Below are 16,569 nucleotides of genomic sequence, written 5' to 3'. Positions count from 1 at the left end.
TCACACCTTGAAGTTGTAGATGGATGTATCGAACGTGTTGTAGGCCTCGTAGTCGAGCAACTCGTACAGCCTCGCACGGGTCTGCATCTCGGGCACGGTCGAGGCGAGCGTGCCGTCCGACGTCAGGGTGTCGAGTCCCCTCTCCGCGGCGCCCATCGCGAGCCGGAGAAGGCTCACCGGGTAGATGACGATTCGGATGCCGGCATCCGCCAGTTGCTGGTTGGTGAAAAGCTCGCTCTTGCCGAACTCGGTCATGTTCGCGAGCACGGGGACATCGAGTGCGCTCGTCATGGCCTCGAACTCGGAGAGGTCCTTCATAGCCTCGGGGAAGATCGCGTCGGCGCCAGCATCCACGAGTGCCTTCGCGCGGTCGATTGACGCCTGCAACCCCTCGATCGCACGGATGTCGGTCCGAGCCATGATCAGCAGGTTCGGGTCACGACGGGCATCCGCCGCAGCCCTGATGCGCTTGATGGCGCTGTCGTCGTCGACGACGGCCTTGCCATCGAGGTGGCCACAGCGCTTGGGGTTGACCTGGTCCTCGATGTGGAGACCGGCGACCCCGGCATCCTCGAGGCTCTGCACGGTGCGGGCGACATTCATGGGCTCGCCGAAGCCCGTGTCGGCGTCGACGAGCGTGGGCAGGTCGGTCATGCGGGAGATCTGCGCGGCACGACCGGCGACCTCGGTGAGGGTCGTGAGGCCGATGTCGGGCAAGCCGAGGTCTGCCGCGATCACGGCGCCCGAGATGTAGACACCCTCGAACGACTTGTCCTGGATGAGCTTGGCGCTCAGCGGGTTGAACGCCCCCGGGAAGCGCAAGAGCTCGCCACTGTCCAGGACCGCGCGGAGGTTGGCGTGCTTCTCTGCAGGGGTCTTCTGTGTGTACAACATCAGCGGAGCTCCTCTCGCGAGTGTTCCGATATGGCTGTCATTCCGGCGGTTTTAGCAGCCATAACGGAACACTCGGTGGTCGTGGGCATCAGAAGATGCCCTTCGGGGTGACGGCCGGGAACGTGCCGTTGATGGTGAGGCCCTTCAGCTCCACGGCGGTGAGTTCCGGCAGGCGCTGGGCCGTGTCGAGGAAGCGCTCGATCTCGCCGGGGGCGAGCACACCGTCGCTCAACTCGCGGAACTTACTTATGTACTGCGCGCGGGCAAACGGACGTGCTCCGAGAGGATGGGCATCCGCGACCGCAATCTCGTCGACGATGCGCGTGCCGTCGGCGAGCTCGATCTCAACGCGACCACCGAACGCCTTCTCGGTGATGTCGAGCGAGTGGTAGCGCCGCGTCCACTCCGGGTCCTCGACTGTTGTGACCTTGTTCCAGAGGGCGACCGTGTCCGGGCGACCGGCGCGCTCCGGTGCATAGGAGCGCTCGTGGTGCCACTCGCCGTCCTGGAGGGCGACCGTGAAGATGTACGGGATGCTGTGATCCAGCGTCTCGCGGCTGGCCGTCGGGTCGTACTTCTGGGGGTCGTTTGCGCCCGAGCCAATGACGTAGTGCGTGTGGTGGCTCGTGTGGAGCACAGCGCGCACGATGTTCGCCGGGTCTCGCAACTCGGGATGCTCGGCACCAAGCTTGCGGGCGAGGTCGATCCACGCCTGCGCCTGGTACTCCGCCGAGTGCTCCTTCGTGTACGTGTCGAGGATCGCCGCGCGCGCCTCACCGCGCTCGGGCAGCGGAACCTCGTAGCGACCCTCCGGCCCGTCGAGGAGCCAGGCGATCACGCCATCCTCACCCTCGTAGATCGGGGTCGGGCTCGTCTGCCCGCGCATGGCCCTGTCGACCGCCTCAACCGCCATCTTGCCGGCGAACGCGGGCGCGTGGGCCTTCCAGGTGGAGATCTCACCCTTGCGCGACTGGCGGGTGGCGGTCGTCGTGTGGAGCGCCTGACCGATGGCCTGGAAGATCGTCTCGGTCGGCAGGCCTAGGAGGGTACCGATGCCCGCTGCGGCGCTCGGCCCGAGGTGGGCGACGTGGTCGATCTTGTGCTTGTGGAGGCTGATGCCCTTGACCAGGTCAACCTGGATCTCGTAGCCCGTGACGATGCCGCGCAGCAGCTCCTCGCCGCTCCGACTGAGGTGCTGCGCGACGGCCGTGATCGCGGGGATGTTGTCACCCGGGTGCGAGTACTCGGCGGAGAGGAACGTGTCGTGGAAGTCGAGCTCACGCACGGCAACGCCGTTGGCCCACGCCGCCCACTCTGGGCTCGTGAGGTGCGGGCTGCCGAAGACCGTTGAGCCCTCACCGTTGCGGGAGACCAGGTTGGCCTCGGCCTGCGCTCGGGCCGACACGACCGGGGCGCGGGTGAGGGATGCTGCGGCGACGGCCGCGTTGTCGATCACCCGGTTGATCACCATGTCTGTGACATCCGCCGTCGGGGCGATGTTCTCGCTCGCGACCTCCGCGATCTTCCAGGCGAGCTGTTCCTCGCGAGGAAGGTGCTCGGAGCTCGGATAGGTGCGTACGGGGTGAAGCTTCATGCGCGTGGGGTCCCTTCGGCTGACCTTTCGAGGCTACCGCCCGCCGCGTTCGCGACCGTCCGATCTCGGAGGTGAGGTTTCGATAGGGCGGGCTTCGCCGCGCCTACTCAACCCGCAGGGATACGGCGGGATTCGCGCCGCCTACTCAACCCGCAGGGGATACGGCGAGCTTCGCCGCGGCTACTCAACCCACTGGGGGCCCAACCAGTTGGTTGAGTAGCCGCGGCGAAGCCCGGCGTTATCGAAACCTCACCCCCGCAGAACTCCGGGCACCTCAGCCCAGCTCCCGGAGCCACGCCCTCAGGATCGGCTCGAGCGCTGCGCGATCGGCCGGGTCGAGCATCCCGACGAGGCGGTGCTCGTTGGCGATGTGCGCCTCGAACGCGCGGTCGATGGTCTCGCGGCCTTCCTCCGTGAGCGCCACGACTCGGCCGCGTCCATCGTCCGCCGAGGGGCGGCGCGTCACGAGACCGGCTGCCTCGAGCCGGTCGACGCGCTTGGTCATGGCCCCGGTCGTCACCATGGTGTGGTTCGCGAGATCCCCCGGCGCCCGCTCGAAGGGCTCCCCCGCTCGCCTCAGTGCCGCGAGCACGTCGAACTCGCCCTCACCCAGGCCGTGTTCACGATAGATCTCCGTGAGTTCGTCGGTGAGCGCCGCCGCCAGCCGGTGGAGACGCCCGATGATGCCGATCGGGCTCACGTCCAGGTCGGGCCGCTCACGCTCCCACTCCTCGATGATTCCGTCGACGTGATCCATGGGTTCATAATATCTTCCTCGGAAGCTAGTATGTCTTCCATGGAAAATACTTGGCGATGGATGCTCGTCACGGCCATCGCACCGATTGCGTGGGGATCGACCTACGTCGTCACCCACGCGCTACTGCCCGCCGAGCATCCGCTCTGGGGTGCGCTCATCCGCGCGCTGCCCGCCGGCCTCATTCTTCTCGCGCTCGCCCGCCGCCTGCCGACCGGCTCGTGGTGGTGGAAGTCGCTCGTGCTCGGCGTGCTCAACATCGGCGCCTTCTTTGTACTCGTGTACCTCGCGGCCCAGCTGCTGCCCTCAAGCATCGCGTCCACCGTGATGGCCACGTCGGCTGGTGTCATCCTCGTGCTCGCCTGGCCGCTGCTCTCGCAACGCCCGCAACTGGTCTCGGTGATCGGCGCTGCCATCGGGTTCGCTGGCGTCGCGGTCATGCTCTCGCCGGGCGGCGAGGAGATCAACGGCTGGGGTGTTGTGGTGTCACTCACCGCGATGACGAGCTCCTCGGTCGGCTTCCTCCTTGCCCGGCGATGGGGCGGGGATGTCCCGCTCCTGGCGAGCACAGCCTGGCAGCTCATCGCGGGCTCGATCCTGCTGGCGCCCGTCGCTCTCGTGGTGGAGGGAGCCCCGCCAGCGCTCGACGCGGGATCGTTCTGGGGTTTCGTCGACATCACCGTGATCGGCACGGCGGTCGCCTTCGTCGCCTGGTTCGCGGGCCTGCGGCACCTGCCTGCCGGAGTTGTGGGAGTGATCGGGCTGCTCAATCCGGTGACAGGCGTCCTGCTCGGCACCCTCCTCGTGGGTGAGGTGCTCGGGGTCAACCAGATCATCGGGATCGTGCTCGTACTGCTGGGCGTACTCGTGGGTCAGTTCGCCGCTCGCCCTAGCCGATCGCCTGCGCCACAACCCGAGCCAGCCGCTTCCCGATGAGGTGGTCGCTCGCGGAGACGCGATGAACCTCCACCCCGCGCATCCTGGACACGATCCGCATCGAGCCCTCCGACGCGAACTGGTCGAAGGAGCCGTAGACGATCTCGACCGGCGCCTGAACGTTGGCGATATCGCTGACGGTGGTCTGTGACTCGATCGAGTTCTCCAGGGACTTCACGAATGGCGTCCACGTGCGGGCGTTGATGTCCATCGCCTTGGGGATCGCGAGGAAGCGCTCCACGATGGCCGCGTTCTGGAGCGTGAAGTCCCTGTTTTCCCGAAATAACTTGTACGCCTTGAGGTAGAAATCCATCCGCCCGCGTTCGAGGTCATCGGAGAGTTCGCCCGGCGCGAGGTAGATGGGCGGGCTCACGAGCACGAGCTTGTTCACGGAACCCGGCCAGCGAGCGCCGTAGCGCGCAGCGATGAGCGACCCCATCGAGTGACCGACGAGGGTGAAGGGATGCTTCAACCGCAAGTGCTGGATGGTGCGGCGAATCGCGTTCGCGTGGTCGGCGAGCGTGTAGTCGCAGTCCTCGACAATCGGAGAGGTACCGAAGCCGAGCAGGTCGATCGTGATGCAGCGGTGCGTGTCGCGGATGAGTGGCAGCACGTTCTGGAACGTGACCGACGAGGAGGCGATGCCGTGGATGAGTATGACCACCGGACCCTCACCCATGTCTTCCACCACGTTGAGGAGTGGGAGACGCCTGGGGAACCAGCTCATGGTTGAGGGTATCGGGGAGACGGTCACGGTGGTGAGGTTTCGATGACGGCGGGCTTCGCCGCGCCTACTCAACCCGCGGGTGCGTCTCGAAGCCTTAAGCTGTAAGGCTCATGTCTGAGACTCCCCTTGCCATCGTGTACCCGCCCGAGCTGCCCGTCAGCCAGCGGCGGGACGACATCATGCGTGCCATCCGGGAGAACCAGGTCGTGATCGTCGCGGGCGCCACGGGCTCCGGCAAGACGACCCAGCTGCCGAAGATGCTGCTCGAGCTCGGCTACAACGTCATCGGGCACACACAGCCGCGGCGCATCGCCGCTCGCACGATCGCCGAACGAGTTGCCGAGGAGCTCGGGCAGGAGGTGGGTGGCCTCGTCGGGTATCAGGTGAGGTTCACCGACCGGATCGGCCCGAGCACGCGCATCCGCCTCATGACCGACGGCGTGCTGCTCGCCCAGATCCACCGCGATCGGGATCTGAAGAAGTACGACGCGATCATCATCGACGAGGCCCACGAACGCAGCCTCACCATCGACTTCCTCCTCGGCTACCTCACGCAGCTGATCCAGCGCCGGCCCGACCTCAAGGTCATCATCACGAGTGCGACGATCGACCCCGAGAGCTTCGCGCGGCACTTCGCGGCGGCGGATGGCACCCCAGCGCCCATCATCGAGGTGTCGGGCCGCACCTACCCCGTCGAGATCCGCTACCGCCCGCTCGTCGGTGAACTCAGTGAGGACGAGGAGGGCGAGCCCTCTGAGGACCGCAATTACCTCGAGGGCATCACCGATGCGCTCGACGAGCTGGAGCGCGAGAGCGACGGAGACGTGCTCGTGTTCCTGTCGGGCGAGGCCGAGATTCGGGATGCCGAGGATGCAGTGCGCGGGCACTTGTCCGGCCGCGGGGCCTCCACAACCGAGGTGCTACCCCTGTACGGCAGGTTGAGTGCAGCGGACCAGCACCGCGTGTTCGACAAGCGGACTCCGGGCATCCGTCGGCGCATCGTGCTGTCGACGAACGTCGCCGAGACGAGTCTCACGGTGCCGGGCATCCGCTACGTCATCGACACCGGCACTGCGCGCATCAGCCGGTACAGCGTGCGCTCGAAAATCCAGCGGTTGCCGATCGAGGCGATCAGCCAGGCGAGCGCCAACCAGCGGTCGGGGCGAAGTGGGCGCACGAGCGACGGCATCGCCATCAGGCTCTACTCGGAGGAGGACTTCGCCAGGAGGCCCGAGTTCACCGACCCCGAGATCCTGCGCACCAACCTGAGCGCGGTCATCCTGCAGATGGTGTCGCTCGGGCTCGGGAACATCGAAGACTTCCCGTTCCTCCAGAAGCCGGATTCCCGGGGCATCAAGGATGGTGTCGATCTCCTGACGGAACTCGGGGCGTTGGACGTATCTCGTGGGGGTTTCGAGACGTCCGCTTCGCGGACTCCTCAACCACCGGCAACCACAATGAAGATCTCGAAGGTCGGACGACAGCTCTCGCAGCTGCCCGTCGACCCGCGGCTCGGGCGCATGCTCGTGGAGTCAGGGCGCTACGGCGTGACACGGGAGGTCATCGCGATCGTCGCAGCCCTCAGCATCCAGGATCCGCGCGAGCGACCGCTCGAGAAGCGCGCGCAGGCCGACCAGCAGCACGCGCGCTTCACCGACCCGACGAGCGATTTCATCACGCTCCTCAACCTCTGGAACTACCTCGAGGACACCCAACGCGAGGTCAGCGGCAACCAGTTCCGGCGGCGGGTGCGGGCCGAGTTCCTCAACTACCTGCGCGTGCGCGAGTGGCAGGACCTCTACCGCCAGCTCTCGCGCGCGGCCAGGCAGCTGGGTCTCACGGTGGGCGACCGGTCGACGGATGCCACGGGCATCCACCGTTCCCTGCTCTCGGGTCTCCTCAGCCACATCGGCGTGCGCGACCTCGCGAAGAAGGACTACGCGGGGGCCCGGGGAACGCGGTTCTCGATCTTTCCGGGGTCGGCGCTCGCGAAGAAGCAGCCCTCCGCGGTGATGAGCGCCGAGCTCGTCGAGACGAGTCGCCTGTTCGCTCGGGTGAATGCCGCCATCGATCTGGCGTGGGCCGAGCCCATCGCCGGCGACCTCGCCAAGCGCACCTACTCCGAGCCGCACTGGGAGAAGAAGCAGGGCGCGGCGGTCGCGTACGAGCGCGTCACCCTGTACGGCGTGCCGATCATCACAAAGCGCCGGGTGCAGTTCGCGCGCATCGATCCGTCGTTCGCTCGCGACCTCTTCATTCGGCACGCACTCGTCGAGGGCGACTGGGACCTTCACCGGACCGACAAGCGTATTAGCGCGTTCGACCGCAACAACAGGGCACTGCGAGCGCGGCTGGCAGAGCTCGAGGAGCGCACCCGGCGCCGTGACATCCTGCTCGACGACGAGGCGGTTGTCGCCTTCTACGACCGGCGCATCCCGCGGGATGTCGCAACCCAGCGCGACTTCGAGAAGTGGTGGAAGACGGCTCGCACCGAGGATCCCGACCTGCTGACGATGCGCGAGGCCGACCTCCTCGAGGAGGAGCCCGACGCCGACCTCGGTGAGGGTTTCCCGGCGGAGTGGAAGCAAGGGGACCAGACTCTCGCCGTCTCGTACAAGTTCCTCCCGGGCGCAGACGACGACGGCGTGACGATCTCGGTGCCGCTCCCGCTTCTCGCGGGGCTGCGGCGCGACGGCTTCGACTGGCAGGTTCCCGGCCTGCGCGAGGAACTCGTGACCGCGCTGATCAAGGCACTGCCCAAGCACATCCGCAAGAACGTCGTGCCCGCCGCCGATTGGGCTCGCCGTCTACTCGAACCGCTCGCGGGCGAGTCGCGTCCCGGTTCGATCACCGAGTACCTTGCCGTGGAGATCGGTCGCCAGGCTTACACGATCGTGAGCCCGAGCGACTTCGACTGGTCACGCGTGCCCGAGCACCTCGTGCCGAGCTTCGCCGTAGTGGATGACCGCGGCAAGGTCGTCGAGCGGGGTCGCTCGCTCACCACCCTCCAGGCCGCCCTCGCTCCGGCCGCGCGGGAGTCGATCGCCACCGTTGTCGACGGCCCGAAGCGCCCGGCCCAGGCCGCCGCCGCTCCCCCGGCCCCGCGAGTCGAGCGCTCCGGCATCGCCACGTGGGATCTCGGCGACCTCGACCGCATCCGCGACACCGACCACGGCGGCAACCGCGTCCGCGCCTATCCCGCCCTCGTCGACGAGGGCGCCACGGTCGCGATCAGGCTCATGGCGACGCCCGAGGACCAAGCCGCGGCCCATCGCCTCGGCGTGCTGCGTCTGCTGCTCCTCGCCGTTCCCGCACCGACCGCGTACGTGCAGGAGCACCTCACCACGCAGGAGAAGCTCATCCTGGCGACCTCCCCCTACCGCAGCACCGCGGCACTCTTCGAGGATGCGCTGGCCGCCCTCGTCGAGTCGATCGTCGATCCCGGTTCGATCTTCACCGAGGCCGAGTTCCTCGCCGCCCGCGATGCCGTCTCCGCTGCCGTGGTCGATGGTCTCTTCACGACCGTGGCCCTGGTGTCGCGCATCCTCACGGCCGCGCGCGACGCCGACAAGGCGATCCGGGATGCCACGAGCCTGGCCCTCATCGCGCCGCTCGGCGATGCACGGTCCCAGCTCGACGCGCTCGTGCATCCCGGATTCCTCTCGCGAGCCGGTCTCGACCGACTGCGCAGGTATCCCGTTTACCTCGCGGGAATCGTGCACCGCGTCTCGAAGCTCGCCGAGAACGTGGGGCGTGACCGCACGTGGATGCACGAGGTGCAGCAGGCCACGGCCCTCTATGTCGCGGCGGGCGGCGCCCTGCCCCTCGCGGCGGATGCCCCGCCGTCCCTGGTGAAGGTGCGCTGGATGCTCGAGGAGCTGCGGTTGAGCCTGTTCGCGCAGCACCTCGGCACCGACGGACCGGTGAGCATCCAGAGGATCACGAAGGCCCTCGCCACCTGACGCGCCGTTAAGTCACGCTGTACACTCCGCGAGAAACGGCTACTCTGGGAGCGCCCCTACACGAAGTGGATTCTCCCGTGCACCAACCAGCTCCTCGCGACGTGTCAGCCGAAATCGCCCGCTCGTGGCTCCTGGTGGCTGCGACCAGGCCAGAGGACTTCGATGCGGCAGAGGCTTCTCGCGCCGACCAGATCATCCTCGATGTCGAAGACGCGGTCGACCCCCGACGCAAGCCTGAGGCCCGGGACGGCATCGTGTCCTGGCTGTCGAACGGTGGCACGGGGTGGGTGCGCATCAACGACCGCACGAGTGACTTTTGGTCTGACGACGTGGATGCACTCGCCGGTCTCCCCGGACTGCGCGGCGTGATGCTCGCCAAGGCGGAGGCCGCCGAGCACGTCTCCGAGACCTTCGACCGCCTGCGCGGAGCGACACCCGTCATCGCCCTCGTGGAATCCGCGCTCGGCATCGAAGAGGCGGCGAACATCGCGCGAGCTCGAGGCGCGTACCGCCTGGCGTTCGGCAGCGGTGACTACCGTCGCGACACCGGCACGAGCGCCGACGACCTCGCCATGGCGTACCCACGCTCACGCCTGGTGGTTGCCAGCCGTGTCGGCAAGCTGCCCGGACCCATCGACGGACCCACCGTCGGCACCAACCACCCCGTCCTTCGCGAGCAGTCGTCCGTCGCTGTCGCTCTCGGAATGACGGGCAAGCTGTGCCTCGACATCGAACAGCTGCCGATCATCAACGAGGTCATCAGTCCGACCAGGTCGGATGTGGCCTGGGCACGCGAGTTCCTTCGCGACTTCGAGGCCAGGGGGCGTGTCATCCGGGATGGCAGCGACCTGCCGCGCCTCGGTCGCGCCGAGAAGATCGACAAGCTCGCGCGCGCGTTCGGGGTCGAGCCCGCGTAGAGCCGACGTCGCCGGCGGTCAGTGATCGTCTCCGACACACCCAGGGAATCCAGCCAGACACCCCAGCGGGAGTGACCTCGATTCACTACAGTTCTTCTCGGTGGCCCATCACGCGGGCCGAAAAGGAGCTGGGGACCTTCATGAATCTGCGTCTAGGACGTCGCGCAACGGCCGTATTGATCGCCTCGACTCTCACCCTCGCGTCCGTGGCCGCCCCCGCGCTGGCCGACGACGTCGACCCCGGAGACGGTGACGTCACGTTCGCGGGGCAGGTGACGTACCGCGTCTCGCCGGACGGGCTTCCCAGCGACAAGGGCATCCCGGGGCTGGATGTCACCGTGTATGTCGACGACGGCGACTCCCAGCGCCCGATCGGGATGCTGGAGACCGACAAGGACGGACGCTTCCAGCTCGACGTGCCCGTCGCCGACGGCGAGGAGTACACCTTCAGCGCCCACAGCACGACGGATGACGACGACTACTTCTGGTCGCGTGACCCCCTCGCCGTGGTCACCGACCTGGATAACGCGGACTGGGTCACGCCGCCCGCCGATGCGCCCTACATCCTCGGGATCTGGACGGGATCCGGGCCGACTCCCACCCCGACTCCCACGCCCACCCCGACCCCGACTCCCACCCCGAAGCCGACTCCCAAGCCCACGCCGACTCCGACGCCTACCCCAACGCCTACCCCGACTCCCGTCGCGACCGTGAGCGTCAGCGGGACCGTCTACGTCGCAGGAACCACGACTCCGATCGCGGGTGCGACCGTCACCGTCTCCGTGGGCGGCAACGGCTACGGGCCCGTCAACACCGACACGACAGGCAAGTACACGATCACATCCGTGCCGGTCGGCAAGGCGGTCATCCACGCCATCGCGCCGGACTTCTCCACCGATGAGCGCCCCGTGCAGCTCACCGCGGGCAACAACGTCGCGAGTCAGAACCTCTTCCTCGTCGCGAAGAAGCCCGCGAAATCCACGAACTCCATCGCGGGCACTGTCGTGCTCACGGGCGACGGCGAGGACGGCGAGCTGTTCGCGGGTGAGCTCACGCTCATGAAGGATGGCGAGACCCTCCAGACGACGACGGCGAAGGACGGCTCCTTCGTCTTCGAGGAGGTCAAGGCCACTGGCGACCTCATGATCACCGTCGAGAATCCCCCCGCGGGCTACAAGCAGAAGCCGGAGGACGGCGAGGTGCGCAACTACGCCGGAACCAGCATCGACTACCTGACGATCAGGCTCGTGCCGATCGCGGACTCCGCGGGGGTCGTCGTGCCCACCTCAGCCGACCTGACGTGGCTCATCATCGTGATCGTGCTGGTCGTTCTCGCGGCAGCCGCTGTCATCATCGTGGTCGTGGTTCGCCGCAGGCGCGCCACAACTCCGCCGAGTGACCCCGACCCGGTGGGTTGAGTAGGCGCGGCGAAGCCCGCCGTTATCGAAACCCGGTGGGTGAGCGCGCTGAAGCTGGGAGCGAAGGCCATTTCTGGCCTTCGCCGCGACGCCAGCGCTGACGGCCGTCCCGGCCGTCAGGTTGCGCGGCGAAGCCCGCCGTTATCGAAACCCGGTGGGTTGAGTAGGCGCGGCGAAGCCCGCCGTTATCGAAACCTCACCTCCGTGTCACATCGGTGAGGTTTCGAGACGCGTCGCTTCGCGACGCTCCTCAACCCACGAAGAGGCTCTAGGCCTCAGGGGTCATTCGGGCGCAGGGCGACCTGACCGCCCGGGTGGCCCGTGCGCACGAGTTCGAGCGCCTCGATGGCGCCCTCGAGCGGGAACGTACGCCCCATCACGATGTGGAGCTTGCCAGCCTGCGCGAGCGCCACGAGTTCGGGGCGTGCGGCGGTGCGGATGTCACGGCCGGGGTCCGCGCCCGGGCCACCGCCGAGCATCTTGATGCCGAGCTCCGCACCCTTCTCGAAGCCGGCGATGGTGGCGATGCGATCGCGGTCCGCGACCAGCTCGGCCGAGACATCCAGGGCCTCGTCGGTGCCTACAGTGTCGAGCGCGACGGTCACACCCTCGGGCAGCTCGGCGCGCACCCGGTCGGCGAGGCCGTCGCCGTAGACAACGGCCTTGACGCCGGCGTCGGTGAGCAGCTTCTGGTTGCTCGCACTCGCGGTGCCGACAACGACCGCGCCGCGCAGCAGCGCGAGCTGGGCCGCCGTGTAGCCGACACCACCGGACGCACCGTGGATGAGCACGCGGTCGCCCTCCCCCACACCCGTCGCCTCGAGCAGGTGCCACGCGGTGACGCCCGTCGCGAGGAGGTTCGCCGCCTCAGGCCAATCGAGCGGCTCGGGCTTCGGGAGCACGGATGACGCTTTGACCGTGATCGCGTCCGCATAGCCACCCGACACCGGATAGCCGATCACGGCGTCGCCCACGGAGATCGCGCCCATCGGGCCGACGGCGTCCGGGCCCACCGCGGCGACCGTGCCGGACACCTCGCTGCCGTGATGCATGGGAAGCTTCGGCGAGCCGAACGCGCCCGCGAGCCGCTTGATGTCCGCAGGATTCACACCAGCGGCGTGCACCTGGATCGTCACCTCACCCGGGCCGGGCTCCGGCACGTGCACCTCGACGAGTTCGAGCACCTCGGGTGCCCCGAACGAGTTGGCAATGATCGCGCGGCCGTTGGTCATGGTGTCCCCTTCGAGGTCAGTCGAGCACCTTGCGGAAGCACAGGGTGTCCTCGATCACACCGTACTTGCCGTACGGCTCGATGCGCACGTAGCCGAGGCTCTCGTACAGGCGGATCGCGGGAACCTGCAGCGGCCCCGTCTGCAGCACGAGGGATGCCACCCCACGCACCCGCGCGATGCCCTCCAGCTCGAGCATGATCCGCCGCGACAGCCCCTGCCCACGGAACGGAACCGCGACGAACACCTTCTTCACCTCAAGCTCATCGCCGAACGGACGCAGCGAGGCCGTCCCCGCCGCCACCCCGTCCTCGAGCGCGAGAAGCGTGTCGGTGATCTCGGCAGGATCCACGGACAGCGCGTCGTCGATGGCGGCGCGCTGCTCCGGGGTCCGGCCGTTGGTGAACACCGCGTACATGGCGCCGGTCTCGGCATCCATCGCCTGACGGAGCGCGACGGCCCGCGGGTCGAACCAGTCGACCCTCTCGATCGTCTCCGTGGCTAGCTCTTCGACGAGGTCGTCGCCGAGGCGTTCGACTCGTACGAGGTGTTCGTGGACTCGAAGAAGTTCACGAGCTGGAGGGTGTCGTTGGCTGCCGCCATCCACTTCGCCGGGTTGCTGACGTTGTAGTGGGGCTCGAACCCGAGTTCCTCGAGGCGACGGTCGGCGAGGTACTTGACGTACTGGTTGATGTACGTCGCGTTGAGGCCGAGGATGCCGTTCGGGAGCAGGTCGTGGTTGTAGGCCTCCTCCATCTCGACGGCGTCGAGGATCATCTGCTTGATCTCGGTGGCGAACTCCTCCGTCTGCAGGTCGGGGTTCTCCTCGAGCACCGTGAGGATGAGGTTGATGCCGAACTTGAGGTGCAAGCTCTCGTCGCGCACGACCCAGTCCATGAGCGAACCGAAGTTGCGCAGCAGGTTGCGCTGGCGGAAGCTCAGCGCGACCATGAAGCCCGAGTAGAACCACACGCCCTCGAGAATCACGTTGTACGCGACGAGGTTGCGGATGAAGTCCTTCTTGCCCTCGGTGGTCGTGATGTCGAGCGTCTGCTCCGTCATGCGACGGATGTACTTGACCTCGAACTCCTCCTTGCGCGCCATCGACGGAATGTCGACGTGGGCGTTGTAGGCCTCGTCACGATCGATCGGGAACGTCTCGAGCACGTACTCGAAGCTCATGCAGTGGTTGGCCTCCTCCCACATCTGCTTCGCGAGGTACAGGGTCGCCTCTGCGGCGTTCACGTAGGGGTAAACGCCGAACGCGAGCGCCTTGTTGACGAGGAGCTCGTTCGGGTTGAAGTAGCTCATGAGGAAGGTCACCGCGTGGCGCTCCTCCTCCGTCATCTTCTTGAAGTCGGCGATGTCCTCACCGAGCTGGATCTCGTTGGGGAACCACGTGTTGGCCACGGCCTGGTCGTACAGGTCCATCGCCCACTGGTAGCGGATCGGCTTGAGCAGGAGCCCCTCTTGGAGGCCCGTTCCTAGAATTCCCATGATTGTCTACTGGCAGCTTTCGCACTGGAGGTCGTCCATCGGGTCGACCGGAACTGAATATTCGAGGGTGTTGTCGAAGGCGCGGTCCATGATCAGGCACCAGCCTTCGGGGCGAGGCCACCGAAGCCGCGACGCGCGGGTGCCGCGGGTGCGGCAGCGCCGGTGGATGCCTCGGCCGGGGCCGACTTCGACGCGACGAGCTCCTCGGTCTTGTTGACCTTGACCGTGGACTGCTCGGCGGTGTGGCGGGGCTTCATGTGCAGGTAGTACGTCGTCTTGACGCCGCGCTCCCACGCCGCGAAGTAGATGTCCATCATGTCGCCGAGGTCACGCGTCTCGAGGTACATGTTGCGGCTGATCGCCTGGTCGATCCACTTCTGCGCACGAGCGGCAACCTCGAGGAAGGCGTAGGGCGAGAGCTGGAAGCTCGTCTTGTACACGGCCTTGAGGTCATCCGGAATCGAGGCGATGTTCTGGATGTCACCCTGGCTGCGCAGGATCGACTCACGCGTCGACTCCCAGATGCCGCGCTTCTGCAGGTCGGCGACCAGGTTGCGGTTGACCTCGAGGAACTTGCCGTTCGAGGTCGCGCGGCTGAAGATCTGCGAGAACTGCGGGTCGAGACCGGGCGTGGTGCCCGCGACGAGACCGATGGATGCGGTCGGCGCGATCGCCATGAGCGTCGCGTTGCGCATGCCGCCCTTGACCTTCTCGCGCAGCGCGTCCCAGTCGAGGCGTGTCGTGCGGTTGACCTTGATCGCCACGCCACGGTCGGCCTCGGTGAGGGCGATCGAGTCGAGCGGCACGAGGCCCTGCGACCAGCGGCTGCCCTCGAAGTTGGCGTACGCGCCGCGCTCCTTGGCGAGCTCGGTGGATGCATCGATCGCAGCGTAGGAGACGTGCTCCATGATCTCGTCGATGAGGTCGTAGGCCTCTTCGCTCTCGTAGCTGTGGCCGAGCTTCTCGATGATGTCGGTGAAGCCCATGACTCCGAGGCCCACCGCGCGGTTCTCCTTGTTGGAGAAGTCCGCCTCCTTCACCGAGGAGCGCGTGATGTCGATCAGGTTGTCGAGCTGGCGAACCGCAAGGCGAGCCGACTCCTCGATCTTCGCGTAGTCCACGCGCACCGCGCCCGTCGCCGGGTCGGTGATGAGGTGCTGCGAGAGGTTGATCGACGCGAGGTTGCAGACGGAGACGTTGTCCTCATCCTGCGGAAGCGTGATCTCGGTGCAGAGGTTCGACAGGTGGATAGTGCCCGTGTTGTTGTTGAGCGCACGGTTGTTGATCGTGTCCTTCCAGGTCAGCCACGGGTGGCTGGTGGTCTGGAGGGAGATGAGGATCGACTTGAACTGCTCGCGAGCGGAGATCTTCTTGAACATCCGCATCTCGCCGGCCTCGGCCTTGGCGACGTACTCGGTGTAACGCGCCGAGAACTCCTTGCCGTACAGCTCGTTGAGGTCGCTGACCTCGAGCGGGTCGAAGAGGTACCAGTCGTCGTCGTTCTGCACGCGCTTCATGAACTCGTCGGAGATCCAGACCGCCGTGTTGGCGGTGCGGGTGCGACGGTACGGGTCACCCGAGTTGTTGCGCAGCTCGAGGAACTCGGGGAAGTCGAGGTGCCAGTTCTCCATGTAGAAGCAGAGGGCACCGAACTTCTTGCCGCCGCGGCTGACCGCGCGCAGGATCGAGTCGATCGTGTGCATGAACGGGATCGGGCCCGTCGAGGTGGTGTTGTTGGAGCGGATGGGCGAGCCCTGCGCGCGGAGCTTGGTCACCGAGAGGCCGATGCCGCCGGTGCCCTTCGTGAGCCACATGACATCGCGCGTCGTCTTGGCGATGTGCTCCATGTCGTCCTGCATCTCCATGACGAAGCAGTTCGCGAGCTGGGGGTAGATCGTGCCGGCGTTGACGAGGGTGGAGCCTGCCGCGAGGTACTCGAGGCTCGACATCTTCTCGTAGAACTTGAGGGCCGCCTCGGTGGGGTTGGCCTCGTTGAGCGACAGGCCCATGGCGATGCGCATCCAGAAGTACTGGGGAACCTCGAGCGCGTCGCCGTTACGACCCTTGATGCCGTAACGGTTGTTGAGCGTGACGACGCCGATGTACTTGAGGAGCTCGTCGTGGGCGGGCTCCAGCTTGCTGGCGAGGAAGTCGAGGTCGAACATCTCGGTGAGGCGCGGGTCGAGCAGCCCCTCTTCGACGCCGCGCGTGACGTTGGGTGCGAAGTGCGCGCGGTGGAGTTCCTTGAGCTCCTCGGCGGACTCGTAGTCGCCGAGCACGCGCTTGTAGATCGTCTTGAGGAGGAGACGCGCAGCGACGACATCGAACGCCGGGTCATCCTTCACGTTCTGGAGGGCGACCTGGATGACCGCCTCGTCGAGCTGCTGGGTCGTGATGCCATCGAAGAGCGTGAGCTCGAGCTCGGACGCGATCTGGGTGACCCAGGTGATGTTCTCGTCGAGGCCGACCGTTGCCGCCTCGATCGCGAGGTTGATCTTGTTGGCGTCGTATGGCTCTCGCTCACCACTGCGCTTGACGACTGTAATTCCCACGAAAAACTCCCTCTCGGGTCGCCAAAAACGACCCGTCCTATCCCCGAAACATGCCCCGCGGCCCTAACCCCGGCCAAGCGGTTCCATCA

General features: G+C 66.7%; 12 protein-coding genes. 4 read left to right on the top strand and 8 right to left on the bottom strand.

What is annotated here, in order from left to right; genetic code table 11:
• From prpB to HDC94_RS05845, 3 genes are all read right to left on the bottom strand, one after another.
• The gene (gene prpB, locus HDC94_RS05855; RefSeq protein ID WP_179495756.1) at window positions 1-894 is read right to left on the bottom strand and encodes a methylisocitrate lyase; all 894 of its coding nucleotides are present in this window, start codon (window positions 892-894) and stop codon (window positions 1-3) included.
• A gap of 88 nt (window positions 895-982) precedes the next feature.
• Window positions 983-2,488 carry an MmgE/PrpD family protein gene (locus tag HDC94_RS05850; RefSeq protein ID WP_179495755.1) on the bottom strand — a complete coding sequence of 502 codons (1,506 nt, stop codon included), beginning with the start codon at window positions 2,486-2,488 and terminating at the stop codon, window positions 983-985.
• A gap of 274 nt (window positions 2,489-2,762) precedes the next feature.
• The gene (locus tag HDC94_RS05845) at window positions 2,763-3,245 is read right to left on the bottom strand and encodes a MarR family winged helix-turn-helix transcriptional regulator (protein WP_179495753.1); all 483 of its coding nucleotides are present in this window, start codon (window positions 3,243-3,245) and stop codon (window positions 2,763-2,765) included.
• Window positions 3,246-3,284: 39 nt separating this feature from the next.
• Between HDC94_RS05845 and HDC94_RS05840 the strand changes: the two genes are divergently transcribed.
• Complete coding sequence (locus HDC94_RS05840; protein WP_257021633.1) at window positions 3,285-4,178, top strand: DMT family transporter; 894 nt, start codon at window positions 3,285-3,287, stop codon at window positions 4,176-4,178.
• Here the strand turns inward: HDC94_RS05840 and HDC94_RS05835 are convergent.
• Window positions 4,132-4,905 (bottom strand): alpha/beta fold hydrolase, encoded by a 774-nt coding sequence (locus HDC94_RS05835; protein ID WP_179495749.1) that lies wholly within the window; start codon window positions 4,903-4,905, stop codon window positions 4,132-4,134. The genes HDC94_RS05840 and HDC94_RS05835 overlap by 47 nt on opposite strands.
• 110 nt (window positions 4,906-5,015) lie before the next feature.
• On the opposite strand from HDC94_RS05835, the gene hrpA reads away from it, so the two are divergent.
• The 3 genes from hrpA (at window position 5,016) to HDC94_RS05820 (ending at window position 11,202) form a co-directional block, all read left to right on the top strand.
• Entirely contained in the window at window positions 5,016-8,867 is a 3,852-nt protein-coding gene (hrpA, locus tag HDC94_RS05830) for an ATP-dependent RNA helicase HrpA (RefSeq protein WP_179495747.1), read from the top strand.
• Between the two features lie 65 nt (window positions 8,868-8,932).
• Window positions 8,933-9,784, top strand: coding sequence for a CoA ester lyase (locus HDC94_RS05825; RefSeq protein ID WP_308495637.1), 852 nt, complete (start codon window positions 8,933-8,935; stop codon window positions 9,782-9,784).
• Between the two features lie 140 nt (window positions 9,785-9,924).
• On the top strand, window positions 9,925-11,202 hold the full coding sequence (locus tag HDC94_RS05820) for a carboxypeptidase regulatory-like domain-containing protein (protein WP_179495743.1): 1,278 nt from the start codon (window positions 9,925-9,927) through the stop codon (window positions 11,200-11,202).
• A gap of 275 nt (window positions 11,203-11,477) precedes the next feature.
• On the opposite strand, the gene HDC94_RS05815 is transcribed toward HDC94_RS05820, so the two are convergent.
• From HDC94_RS05815 to HDC94_RS05800, 4 genes are all read right to left on the bottom strand, one after another.
• Window positions 11,478-12,434: an NADP-dependent oxidoreductase gene (locus tag HDC94_RS05815; RefSeq protein ID WP_179495741.1), complete on the bottom strand. Its 957-nt coding sequence runs from the start codon at window positions 12,432-12,434 to the stop codon at window positions 11,478-11,480.
• A gap of 16 nt (window positions 12,435-12,450) precedes the next feature.
• Window positions 12,451-12,870 (bottom strand): GNAT family N-acetyltransferase, encoded by a 420-nt coding sequence (locus tag HDC94_RS05810; protein WP_179495739.1) that lies wholly within the window; start codon window positions 12,868-12,870, stop codon window positions 12,451-12,453.
• Between the two features lie 62 nt (window positions 12,871-12,932).
• The gene (locus tag HDC94_RS05805) at window positions 12,933-13,928 is read right to left on the bottom strand and encodes a ribonucleotide-diphosphate reductase subunit beta (RefSeq protein WP_179495737.1); all 996 of its coding nucleotides are present in this window, start codon (window positions 13,926-13,928) and stop codon (window positions 12,933-12,935) included.
• A gap of 92 nt (window positions 13,929-14,020) precedes the next feature.
• Window positions 14,021-16,480 carry a ribonucleoside-diphosphate reductase subunit alpha gene (locus tag HDC94_RS05800; RefSeq protein ID WP_179495735.1) on the bottom strand — a complete coding sequence of 820 codons (2,460 nt, stop codon included), beginning with the start codon at window positions 16,478-16,480 and terminating at the stop codon, window positions 14,021-14,023.
• Window positions 16,481-16,569: the final 89 nt, after the last annotated feature.

Source organism: Leifsonia sp. AK011, from assembly GCF_013410945.1.
In the GTDB taxonomy this organism is placed as follows: Bacteria; Actinomycetota; Actinomycetes; order Actinomycetales; family Microbacteriaceae; genus Rhodoglobus.
Note: the sequence above shows the minus strand (reverse complement) of the source record. Positions and strands in the feature narration are given on the sequence as shown.

Coding starts and splice junctions, on each gene's coding strand:
- HDC94_RS05810 (WP_179495739.1), bottom strand. CDS start 12,870: ATGGATGCCGAGACCGGCGCCATGTACGCGGTGTTCACCAACGGCCGG.
- HDC94_RS05840 (WP_257021633.1), top strand. CDS start 3,285: ATGGAAAATACTTGGCGATGGATGCTCGTCACGGCCATCGCACCGATT.
- HDC94_RS05850 (WP_179495755.1), bottom strand. CDS start 2,488: ATGAAGCTTCACCCCGTACGCACCTATCCGAGCTCCGAGCACCTTCCT.
- HDC94_RS05805 (WP_179495737.1), bottom strand. CDS start 13,928: ATGGGAATTCTAGGAACGGGCCTCCAAGAGGGGCTCCTGCTCAAGCCG.
- HDC94_RS05835 (WP_179495749.1), bottom strand. CDS start 4,905: ATGAGCTGGTTCCCCAGGCGTCTCCCACTCCTCAACGTGGTGGAAGAC.
- prpB (WP_179495756.1), bottom strand. CDS start 894: ATGTTGTACACACAGAAGACCCCTGCAGAGAAGCACGCCAACCTCCGC.
- HDC94_RS05845 (WP_179495753.1), bottom strand. CDS start 3,245: ATGGATCACGTCGACGGAATCATCGAGGAGTGGGAGCGTGAGCGGCCC.
- HDC94_RS05820 (WP_179495743.1), top strand. CDS start 9,925: ATGAATCTGCGTCTAGGACGTCGCGCAACGGCCGTATTGATCGCCTCG.
- hrpA (WP_179495747.1), top strand. CDS start 5,016: ATGTCTGAGACTCCCCTTGCCATCGTGTACCCGCCCGAGCTGCCCGTC.
- HDC94_RS05815 (WP_179495741.1), bottom strand. CDS start 12,434: ATGACCAACGGCCGCGCGATCATTGCCAACTCGTTCGGGGCACCCGAG.